The organism is Bdellovibrionota bacterium, from assembly GCA_035292885.1.
In the GTDB taxonomy this organism is placed as follows: domain Bacteria; phylum Bdellovibrionota_G; class JALEGL01; order JALEGL01; family DATDPG01; genus DATDPG01.
Genome location: DATDPG010000126.1, coordinates 1 through 11,479, shown reverse-complemented (window position 1 = coordinate 11,479; position 11,479 = coordinate 1). Strand labels below are relative to the sequence as shown.

The window sequence follows — 11,479 nt, the reverse complement described above, 5'->3', positions numbered from 1 at the left end:
CTCGGGAACCGGCACGATGCCGCAACGGTCGCAATAGACGACCGGGATCGGCGTCCCCCAGTAGCGCTGACGCGAGATCAGCCAGTCGCGCAGCCGGTAGGTCACCTTGCCGCGGCCGAACCCCGCGCGATCCAGCCATTCGACGAAGCTCCGCTTCGTCGCCTCGTCGGCCGGCAGGCCATCGAAGAGGCCGGTGCCGCGGATCGCACCCGCGTGCGGAATGGCCTCCGTCATGGTCGCCGGGTCCGGCGCATCGCGCTCGGGCACGTACACGAGCCGCACGGGCAACCCCTCCGCGCGGGCGAAATCGAGGTCGCGCTGATCGTGGGCGGGCACGCCCATGATGGCGCCGGTTCCGTAATCGGGCAGCACGTAGTTGGCGAGCCAGATCGGGATCCGCTCGCCGGTGGCGGGATTGAGCGCGAAGGCGCGGGTGTCCCGGCCCTCCTTGGCGCTCCCCTCCCCTTCCCGCTCGATGCGCGGCGTCTTGCGCACGTGCTCGATCCAGGCGGCGAGCTCGGCGCGGTCCGGAGCCTCCGCCAGCAGCTCCGGCACGCGCGGGTGCTCGGGCGCCAGCACCAGGAACGTCGCGCCGTGGATCGTGTCGGGGCGGGTGGTGAAAACGCGGAGTTTTTCGTGGGGGACGCTTTCCAGTTCGAAATCGATATAGGCGCCCTCGCTCCTCCCGATCCAGTTGTTCTGCATCGCCAGAACGCGCTCCGGCCAGCCACCTTCGAGTTCCTTCAACGCCGTTAGCAGCTCGTCGGCGTACGCCGTGATCCGGAGAAACCATTGTTCAAGGTTCTTTTTCTTCACCTCGGCGTCGCATCGCCAGCAGCGGCCGTCTTCCACCTGTTCGTTGGCCAAAACGGTCTTGCATTTCGGACACCAGTGGACGACCGAGAGCTTCCGGTACGCCAGTCCTTTTTCGTACATCTCGATGAAGAGCTCTTGTTCCCATTTGTAGTAGTCCGGGTCGCAGGTGACGACCTTTCGTTCCCAATCGATTGAAAGACCGAGCCGTTTGAGCTGCCCCTCCATGAATTTCATGTTGTCGTAGGTCCATTTCCGGGGGTGGACGTTGTTGGCGATCGCCGCGTTCTCCGCCGGCAAGCCGAAGGCGTCGAAGCCCATCGGATGCAAAACGTTGTACCCGCACCGGATTCGGTACCGAGCCACGACGTCGCCGATGCAATAATTGCGGACGTGGCCCATGTGGATTCGCCCGGAGGGGTAGGGGAACATCTCCAGGACGTAATACTTTTTCCCTTTTCCTTCTTTCGCCCGAAACGCCTTGGCCCGATGCCACGCCGCCTGCCATTTCGGTTCGAGTTTTTGAGGGCTGTATCGGTCGATCATTCGGCGGGACATAAATCTCGATCATCTTAGCCGGTCGCGCCTCTCCCATCCACTTCCCACTCTTTTCTGGATTGCGAAGTTGCAACCCGCTAAAAGAACGACAAGGTTCAACCGTGGCCAAGTTCTACATCACGACGGCGATCGACTACGCCAATTCCACGCCGCATTTGGGGACGGCGTATGAAAAGATCGGCGCGGACGTCATCGCCCGGTACCGCCGGCTGTGCGGGGATGACGTCTATTTTGTGATGGGAAATGACGAGCACTCGCAAAACGTTCGGAAGAAGGCGGAGGCGGAGAAACTCGATCCAAAAGTTTACTGCGATCAAATGGCGGGAAAATTTCAGGAGACCTGGAAAGCCCTTCACCTCTCGTACGACTTCTTCATCCAGACGACGATGCCGAACCATCACGTCGTCGTTCGCGACATTGCGGGGCGGATCTTTAAAGCTCGGGACGCCAAGGGACAACCGGTCATTTATAAGGCGCCGTACGAAGGCCATTACTGCATTTCGTGCGAGGCTTTTTACCAGGAGAAAGATCTCGTCGGCGGCCTCTGCCCGACGCACCAAGCGAAGCCGGAGTGGATTCGAGAGGAGAATTATTTTTTTCGCCTTTCGGCGTTTTCCGATCCTCTTCGAAAACTATACGGGGAGCGGCCGAATTTTCTGCGCCCCGTCGCACGGCGGAACGAGATTCTTCAAGTGTTGGAGCAGGGCCTCGAAGACATTTCGATCTCGCGGGCGAACAAGGATTGGGGCGTGAAACTTCCGTTCGATGAGGGTGCCGTCGCGTATGTTTGGTTCGATGCGCTCATTAACTATGTTTCCGCTGTCGGTCCCATCGGCGGGGAGAAATACAAACGCTACTGGCCGGCCGATCTCCACGTGATCGGGAAGGACATTACGCGGTTTCATTGCTTGATCTGGCCCGCGATGTTGATGGCGGCCTCCCTTCCCGTTCCGAAGGCGGTTTGGGGGCATGGATTCGTTTCGATCGGCGGCGAGAAGATGTCCAAAAGCCGCGGGAACATCGCGGATCCTTTGTCGCTGGCGGAAGCTCACGGAGCCGATCCTTTGCGTTACCATCTCATGCGGGAAGTACCGTGGGACCGCGACGGGGATTATACCGAAGAACGGTTCGTAGCTCGTTACAATGCCGACCTGGCGAACGACCTTGGAAATCTAGTCAGCCGGACGCTCACGATGGTGAAGAAATACATCGGCGACAAACTCAAGCGTCCGAGTAAACTTACGATGCCGGGGGAGCTCGAACGAATCGAAACGATCGTCAAGATGTACCGACTTAAGATGGATTCGTACGCGATCGACGAAGCGCTCGCGGAGGCCTGGGTGTTGGTGTCGGAGGCGAACCTTTTGATCGATCGAATGCAGCCTTGGTCGCTCGCCAAGGATCCCGCAAACCAACAAAAGCTGGCCGAGCTTTTCTACGTTCTGCTCGAACGGATTCGCTGGGCGGGGATTCTCTTGTCGCCGGTCATGCCGTTCCAAATGAAGCGTTTGCTGGAATTTGTCGATAAGGACGTGACGGATCCTTTTACGTTTGGAAACCTCGCGGCTCCGGGGAAAACAAGCGCGTTCGCCATTCGCTCGCCCGAACCGCTTTTTCCACGCAAAAGCGCTTGACCTGCAGAATCGCCGTCTGTATGCGAAGAAATTTCTTCTCTGCTGCAAGAAGGAGAGTACGCCGTGGCAAAAATCACTCTTGAGATGGCGAAAATCACTCTTGAGCCGCTTCGAGAAGTCACGCTGCCCGCCGTCTTAATGGGGCTCGTTCTCTCCGTCATCTTTGGCGCGGCAAATGTTTATCTCGGCCTAAAGGTGGGCCAAACCGTATCGGCGTCGATTCCCTCGGCCGTCATCGCCATGGGAATTCTGCACGGAATGATGAGGCGGCGCTCCCTTCTGGAGTCGAACCTGGTTCAAACCGGGGCGTCGGCCGGCGAAGCGCTCTCCGCGGGCGTAATTTTTACGATTCCCGCTCTCATTATGATCGGCGCCTGGCAAACTTTTCATTTCTGGACCACTTCTCTGATCGCTATCACCGGCGGACTTTTGGGAATCCTTCTCACGATTCCGATGCGGAAAGTTTTTGTCGTCGATAACCAGGACCTCCCCTACCCGGAAGGGGTGGCCTGTGCCGAGCTTTTGAAAGCGGGCGAAGGAGAAGTCGTAGCCGGGGCACACGTGGCCAGTGAACGAGAAGTTTCGCAAGGAGCTGCACTCCTCTTTGCCTCTCTCGGCCTCGGATCCGTATTCAAATTCGTCGGCTCCTTCGGCGGTCTTTTTGTGAACACCGTCGAGGTCGCTCGATATGTTGGATCGCGTATCTTTGTGTTCGGCGCCGATATTTCTCCTGCGTTGATCGGTGTTGGCTACATCGTCGGAACCGGCGTGGCCATGCAAGTCTTGCTCGGCGGAGCGATCGGTTGGTTCATCGCGATTCCATGGATGGGGGCGGATCCAAGTGCAGGATCGGCGCTGGATCAAGCCTGGACGCTCTGGTCGACCAAGGTGCGTTACATCGGTGTCGGCACGATGATCGTCGGCGGGATGATTTCGATCTGGCGTGTCCGAAAAAGTCTTTTGATCGCCGGGCGTGAGCTGGTTTCGCAGTTCCAGCGCCGCCATGAAACCGGCCCCGTGGCCAAGACTGAGCGGAGCGTATCGGGAATGACCGTCATTCTGCTTACACTGGCCACGGTTCTGGTGACTGGGGCAGTTTACTATTCACTGCTCGACCACCAGATCGGGTTGACGGTCGCGAACAGCGTCATCATGGCGGTCATGTCGGTCTTTTTTACGGCGGTTGCGATTTACATCGTCGGTCTTGTGGGAAACACCAACAGCCCCGTCTCCGGAATGACGATCTGCGCCGTCCTCGTAGCCGGAGGGGTTCTTTATCTGATGGGCATTTCCGGGGCGCCGGGCATGGTGTCGATTTTGGGCATTGCAGCGATCGTCTGCTGTGTCTCCTCTTCTTCGGGAGACATGGCGAACAGCCTGCGCACCGGCTATTTGTTGGGTGCCTCTCCCCGGGCGCAGCAGGTGATTAAAATGTGGGGTGTGATCGTGGCGGCCCTGGTGATGGCGCCGGTCCTCATCGCCATCCACGAAGGCTCATTGAACGCGGGAACCGGGGGAATCGGCGGGAGGGAGCTGTCCGCTCCTCAAGCCGCCTTGTTTGCCGCCCTCGCGCGAGGCTTTTTCGGTGACGGGACGCTCCCCTGGAATATGGTCGCGATCGGAATGGCGATCGGCGTGGCGATTCTGTTGGCCGACACAATTCTTGAACGAATCGACTCCTCGATCCGGCTGCATGTCATGCCGGTCGCCGTGGGAATCTACCTTCCGATCGGCCTGAGCGTGCCAATGATGGTCGGAGGCATCATTCAATGGATCTCCTCCCGTTCGTCTCGCAAGGAAGAAGTTGGGCGCAGAGGCGTCCTGTTGGCTTCGGGGATCATCGCCGGCGAATCGATCGTGGGCGTGCTTCTGGCGATGCTGGCGTACAAGAACATAACGTCGTGGAAACTGGGAGCGGGTCTCGGAAACATCGGGATGGAGATTTTGTCGGTCATTGCTTTGGCCGCTCTCGCTTTTTGGATGGTTCGGAAGTCGTTCGCTCAGGAAAAGAAGTAAAGCGTTCGCATAAATTGTTTGACCGGCGCCCGCGCGCGCTGGTATGGCGGTGCACTCAGATCCACCAGGAGGTCCCGGCGATGCAAGCTGCGCAGAAACAGGCGACCCAGAAAGCCCAAACGAATTTCCAACCGTACGTTTCCCCCCATCAAACCGTTTCGGAGATGACGATCAAAGCCATTGTCGTGGGCGTCGCATTCGCCCTGATCTTCGGCGCGGTGACGGTTTATCTCGGACTGAAACTCGGCTTGACGGTCAACGCTTCGATCCCCATCGCCGTGCTGGCCATCATGATTTTGAAAACGCTCGGGCGCTCCACGATTTTGGAAAACAACATCGTTCAATGCATCGGGAGCGCCGGCGAGGCGATCGCGGGCGGCGTGATTTTCACGATTCCGGCGGTCATCTTCCTCGGCCACAACCTTGAATATTGGAAGATCACGGTCTTTGCGCTTTGCGGAGGTTGGCTCGGCGTTCTGTTCATGATTCCCCTTCGCCGGGCGCTCATCGTGAAAGAACACGGCGTTCTTCCGTATCCCGAGGGGACGGCGTGCGCCGACATTCTCATTGCGGGAGAAAAACGCGGCGAGATGGCCAAGCGGGTCTTCCAAGGAGTCGGCTTCGGCATCGGCTACAAGATCTTGATGGCGGTCTTTTTGTTCTGGAAAGAAGTGGTCGCCTGGACGTCGAAGAAGGCGTTTCCGGGAATGACGGCTACGGTGGAGGTTTCCCCTGAACTTATGGGCATCGGCTATATCATCGGGCCGCGATCGGCGTCGATCATGGTGGCCGGCGGGGTTCTCGCCTGGATGTGTCTGCTGCCGCTCATTCAATTTTTCGGATCGGTCGGAGGGATGGTCATCCCGCCCGGAAAAATCCCGATCGCGGAAATGTCACCGGGACAAATCTGGAGCAACTACATTCGATATATCGGCGCCGGAGCGGTGGTGGTCGGAGGTTTTTATAACCTGATTAAGTCGTTGCCGATGATTGTGGAATCGTTCGCGGGTGGAATGCGGAGCTTCAAGGCGAGCCGCGAATCGAACGACCAGCCGGCGGACACCCGCGTTCGGACCGAACGCGATATGCCGAATTGGCTCTTGGCCGGCGGCTCGGTCACGATCGTCGCGATTCTTTGGATGGTTCTCAATTTCGCGATCCATCCCGGACATCCGTTCTCCAACCTCGTAGCGTCCGTCCTGATCGTCATCTTTGGTTTCTTCTTTGTCACTGTTTCGTGTCGGGTGGTCGGAATGATCGGCACGACGTCCAATCCGATTTCCGGCGACACGATCGCCACGCTCATGTTCACCTGCCTTTTGTTTCTGCTGGCCGGTTGGACGGGCGGGGGTTACGCGCTTGTGGCCCTCGCAGTCGGTTCCGTCATCTGTATTGCGGCCGCGAACGCGGGGACGACTTCGCAGGATTTGAAAACCGGTTTCTTGGTCGGAGGTACGCCGAAGAATCAGCAGATCGGTCTGATGTTGGGCGTAACGACCAGCGCTTTCATCATCGGCGGAACGCTGCTTTTCATGAACCGGACGTATCGCACGTTCACGCCGCTTCCGGCGGCGGTGGCGATCCCGGCCGAATTCGTAACGGCCGATACGGTTTCCTATGAATCCAAAGAGTACCGCGTGGGGATTGTGCGTGAAGGCGTTCCCGATCTGGCCGCCGGACGCTACGTTGTGGCGGAGGACGGCACGAGCCTGGCGAATTTCCAAGAGGGGATCGGCGGAGAAAAAATGCCCGCGCCGCAGGCGCGGCTGATGTCGCTGGTCATCGACGGAATTCTGACGCGGAAATTGCCCTGGGGATTCATTCTCGCGGGCGCGTTCATTGCCTTCACGATGATCCTGTGCGGCGTTCAATCCGTGTTGGCGTTTGCCGTCGGGCTCTATCTTCCATTGTCCACGACCGCGCCGGTTTTTTGCGGCGGAATGGTTCGGGCGCTGGTGGATCGAAACCGTGAACGGAAAGCGAAAAAGCGCGGTGAAAAAACGACGGAAGAAGGAGAAGCCGGAGCCGGCTCTCTCTTCTCATCCGGCCTCGTGGCGGGTGGAGCGCTCGGGGGCATTGCCGTGGCGGTTGTAGCGAATTGGGAGCACGTCCGCGAGGCGGCGGAGAAGGTCGGACCCAGCGTCTTTGGTCCCCTGGCCGGTTCCCAGATCTTTGCTCTGGCGGTCTTTTCGTTCATGGGTTACCTGATCTATCGGATCGGCTCCCAGGCGCTCAGAACAGACTAAGGGCGCTTGGTTCGTTCACTGCGCGACCGCCCCCGGGACTGAAGTTCCGGCTATGCTTGATTGCTGCTCATGGGGCGGAAATTCCAGACTAAGGACAATCAGTAATTATTTCAGTTGCTTGAGTCTTAGGTCGATTTTTTACGGAGTTTCTATAGTTACACCTAACTCGATCTAAGTGATTTGAGGAAATCCGCTACCGCCTAAAAAACAACGTAATATCAGCTACTTATTTTTGGGTCGATAGCCTCCAAACGTGGCACAGAGGTTGCGCTTATAGAGGTTAAGCGGAGACCCAACGATGTTCATACCGAAGATCATCGACAAGGAGAGAGACCAGTGGCGGCAGCCGCGCCCGTTGGAGCTCCCCCTTCAAGAATTTCCGATGCCTCCGCGTCCTGCACTGCAAGAGGAAAAGAAGGCGCCCGAGCGAGGCGTCTGGATTGTGGATATTTAAGACAGCGCCACGAAATCGAAAATAGGTGATACGAAGGGTGGGGAAGAATGTGCCCCGCGCGTTTTTTTCATTATTATGCGAAGGATATCCATGCGGTTTTCCCTCCGACTGGTTTCCTTGGGCTTAATTCTGTTTGGTTCCGTTGGAAACGCGTTTGCGCAGACGCGCGTCGTCGTTCTTCCGTTCAATGACCGGACGAAGCAGATCGATTCCCGGTCTATCACGGAGAAAATGCGAATCGCGATCAATCGCACACCCGGATACTGGACGTATCCTTCGGACACCTTTGAATCGAACATCCGCCGCTACGGTCTTCGGAGCGACCAACTTTATGATGTGAAATATCAAAAACAGGTCGCGGACCTCATGAAGGTCGATTACTTCGTCGAGGGATCCGTTACGATGGCGCAGAAATTCGTTCTTCAAGTCGGTCTCCGCGAGGCGAAGTCATCGGCCATGCTGATTTCCCGGCAGTATGCCTTCGGCGGAAACTTTACGCAGCAGCTCGCCGATTTGGCGACGAAAGATCTTTTGTCCAAAGCGACACGATCCAATGTGGTGAAGGATGCGGGAGCCGCAGCCGGCGCCGGCGGAGCCGCCGCGGGCAGTCGGGCCGCGCCTGTTTCGTCGGCTCCGCCGGAGCAACAGAGAATGCCGGCGCCGAAATCGACGCCGGTTCCGACCGCCGCAAAGTCGGGAAGCTCGGGGACGTTCGTCGAGCCGCGCGAAGAGGCACGGGGGGATTCCTTTGTTTCCGATCGGATGAGAGTGATGGCGGGTCTTAAACTCCTCAAGAACGACTACTCGCTGGTCCGTTCCGACGGCGTTACGGCGATCGATTCCTCCGGGAGTTATTTTGTGAACGTGGGTGTCAACGGGGAATACTGGATTGTTCCGTACGCGGGCGTCCAATTCGATTTTTCCCTCGGCTTCATTTCGCTCGACGTCCCTTCGGGGCCCGGAACGACGTCGAACGCGGATGCAAAGCTCTGGCAGTTGGGAGGGGACGCAGTGGGTCGATATCCGGTTCGGCTTGGCGATCGCGATTTGGAGTTACGCGGTTTCGGCGGCTACCGATATCTCAAGTATGACATTGGCGACCAACCGATCTTGTCCGACGACAAATATTCAGGTTTGGCCATCGGCGTCGGCGCGCAGGTTCCCGTCTACGCCCCCAAGAAGCGTAATGAAGCCGGGATCAAAGTGGGCGGTTCGTACTGGCCGTGGGTTAAGCTGACCGAATCGCCGGTTGAAACCGGTACGGGATCCAGTACGTCGGGATTCGGCTTTATCGCTGGGCTTTATTGGTTTTTCTATGAACGGTTTGTCGTCGATTTGGGTTATCAGTACGTTAAACTGGATAGCAATTTTTCAGGCACACCAACTCGAGTTTCCCCGGCCAATACGCCCGGCTCCTCGACGTCGGATGTTTTTCAAGGTTTTGTCATCACCGCCGGCTGGCAGCCATAAGAGCCGCGAAACCTACTTGGGTTCTTTCTTGGCCGCGAGCCTGGGTTCCGATGACCTCGGTTCCGGCGAGAGATAAAACCGGGCCAGGCCGATCAAGATTAAGGGAAGCAGGAGCGCTAAGATCGCCGAACCCGGTACGCCGGCTTGGTCCGGCTGTGCGGGAATGTCGCACCCTCCTCCACCGGAAGAGCCGAAGCCTCCGTTTCCGTCTCCCGACGTGTAGGACCCATCCACATTGCCCGAATTTCCCGACAACCGGAATCCCTCTTCAACCCGATCGGTTCGATCGAAGGCATTGGCCACAACGACGTCGTAGCCACCCGATGGAAGGCCGTAGAGATCGAAGACCACGTTCATCTCGTTTTCACTGACGGAGATCACACGGCCGACCACGTCGCCCCGGTCTCCCCGGGTGGCCAGCATCGCGGCGCTGTGGTTCAAGAAGTTTTGCCCGACGATGCGAACCGCCGTGGCGCTCGTGGTCGCGGGATTCACAACGTTCGGCGAAATCGATTCAATCAGCGGTTCGTTCGGGTCTTCCGTGGGATAAAGATTCAAAGCGGCGGCCTGATCGTCTTCCTTCAGAAGTCGGCGAAAGGTTTCGCGGGGACCCGAGGCGAAGAACATCGTAGCGAGATAGAGTTTGGACTCGGGCTCAAAGATATTTTCCGAAGAATGGTCGAGGCCGATGAAATGGCCGAATTCATGCGTCGCGATGTTTTGAATGTCGACGCAGTCACCGTTTTCTTCTTCGGGAGAATTGATCGCGCACCACTGAAAATCCTCGCCGTTAAAATGGGTGTCGCTATCCACGATGACCATGTCGTCGGTGGTATACGTCGAGATCGTTACGGCGAGGGCGCTGGAAGGCGGCGAGAAAGGCAACTCTCTCCACGCTCGTTCGATCCATTTTACGGTGTTGACGTTGTCGTAGCCGGTGGCCTTGATGCTTCGCGGTTCGTCCTCGACGAACGTAATGTCGACTCCCGGGATATTCGTCCAGCTATCGAACGAGGTTCGAACGGCTTCCCGTTCACTCAGGCAGGAACCGGAACCGTCGCAGCCGTTCTCAAAATTGTCGCTCCCGCTTCGATCCACAACGTACGAAACGGTTTTTGTATTGAATCGGGTGAATTTGCCGTTGAATGAGACGATTTTAAACGCGTGTGCGTCGTCGGATGCCAGAAAAATGGACGCGCATCCAGACAGGATTCCCACCAACGTGCCGCGTAAGACTCTCATCCAAACTCCCTTGGCGTGCTCTTGGAATGGCGCTTCGAGTATTCCTTGGATCCGGTTCGGGTGAGCACGCCTGGGGATATCCGCCAACATGCCGCTACTTCATCCCCTCCCGGCCCGATCCAAGGCCGCCGATGTGGAGAGACCGGCTTACTGGGACAAGAGTCCCTCGGACTCCAGCATTGCCGCTCGAATCTCGGCAACGAGTTCGCGCACGGGAATTCTTCGTTCGGTCTGGCTGGTCACGATGTGACGAACCTGGCCGCTTTCCCCTCGGGTAAAAAATTCAACGTTCGAGGGGGCGCGAAAAAGAGCTGTTTCTTCTCCTTTGGGATTCGAAAAGATTCGGAACTTGCCCTGCGCCATTCCGGCGAGGGACGGGGCCCCGTCGTCGTCTTCTTTCAAAAAGACGAGCGCCTGCTCCCCTCGGGTAAAGTGGGCCACGCCATGGACGGTCATTCCGAGTTTTCCGGACTGGCCTCCCGGCTGGCGAAAGAGCACCTCCCCTTTCTTTTCCCCTTTTAGCGTTTCATCCACGCGCATCTTGATGTACGTGTAAATCATGCGCCGCTCGGGATCCCAGCTGGACCACATGGAGGTGATTTCTCCGCGCTGGATCCACTTGGCCTCTTTGGTCAGCCTCCGGGTGTCCCATTGCTCGAGCATCGTGGCCTGTGCCGATGAAGTGAAAATGCATCCCAGTAAAGCCAAAGCGCTTAAAGCGAAAACGCTTTTCATTCGAACTCCTTTCCACCAACGTGCCGTAAGAACATCCTGTCCTTTTGTTCGTGAGGGATGCGTACTTGGGGGAGACTGGCGTAAGGCCCAGGGGATCCGCTACCGCTTTATGACCGCTCGAACGAGCCTTTGGAAGATTGCATCCCCGACTACTAATGATGATGATACACGCCCGGAATGAGATTACAACAAAAAAATGACAAAAGTTTCCATATATATACAAAAGTTACGTACATACATAAGGGGCTGAAATGAACCGAGAAATTGTGGCCGAAAATCGTCCTCGCGTTCGGTTCGCTCCCAGTCCCACC

Annotated in this window: 8 protein-coding genes; 5 read left to right on the top strand and 3 right to left on the bottom strand. The window is 57.5% G+C overall.

Annotated elements, in window-relative coordinates; genetic code table 11:
* On the bottom strand, positions 1-1,359 hold a 1,359-nt coding region (leuS, locus tag VI895_09775), incomplete at its 3' end, for a leucine--tRNA ligase (GenBank protein ID HLG20084.1).
* A 113-nt stretch (positions 1,360-1,472) separates the two neighbouring features.
* Between leuS and metG the strand changes: the two genes are divergently transcribed.
* From metG to VI895_09750, 5 genes are all read left to right on the top strand, one after another.
* A complete protein-coding gene (gene metG, locus VI895_09770; protein ID HLG20083.1) occupies positions 1,473-3,005 on the top strand; it encodes a methionine--tRNA ligase in 1,533 nt (510 codons plus the stop codon).
* Positions 3,006-3,068: 63 nt separating this feature from the next.
* The gene (locus tag VI895_09765; protein HLG20082.1) at positions 3,069-5,021 is read left to right on the top strand and encodes an oligopeptide transporter, OPT family; all 1,953 of its coding nucleotides are present in this window, start codon (positions 3,069-3,071) and stop codon (positions 5,019-5,021) included.
* 80 nt (positions 5,022-5,101) lie between these two features.
* Positions 5,102-7,267: an oligopeptide transporter, OPT family gene (locus VI895_09760; GenBank protein HLG20081.1), complete on the top strand. Its 2,166-nt coding sequence runs from the start codon at positions 5,102-5,104 to the stop codon at positions 7,265-7,267.
* A gap of 298 nt (positions 7,268-7,565) precedes the next feature.
* Positions 7,566-7,721, top strand: a complete 156-nt coding sequence (locus VI895_09755) for a hypothetical protein (protein HLG20080.1) — start codon at positions 7,566-7,568, stop codon at positions 7,719-7,721.
* A 90-nt stretch (positions 7,722-7,811) separates the two neighbouring features.
* Complete coding sequence (locus VI895_09750) at positions 7,812-9,191, top strand: hypothetical protein (protein HLG20079.1); 1,380 nt, start codon at positions 7,812-7,814, stop codon at positions 9,189-9,191.
* A gap of 12 nt (positions 9,192-9,203) precedes the next feature.
* On the opposite strand, the gene VI895_09745 is transcribed toward VI895_09750, so the two are convergent.
* Positions 9,204-10,433 carry a matrixin family metalloprotease gene (locus tag VI895_09745; GenBank protein HLG20078.1) on the bottom strand — a complete coding sequence of 410 codons (1,230 nt, stop codon included), beginning with the start codon at positions 10,431-10,433 and terminating at the stop codon, positions 9,204-9,206.
* 147 nt (positions 10,434-10,580) lie between these two features.
* On the bottom strand, positions 10,581-11,168 hold the full coding sequence (locus VI895_09740) for a hypothetical protein (protein HLG20077.1): 588 nt from the start codon (positions 11,166-11,168) through the stop codon (positions 10,581-10,583).
* Positions 11,169-11,479 lie beyond the last annotated feature (311 nt).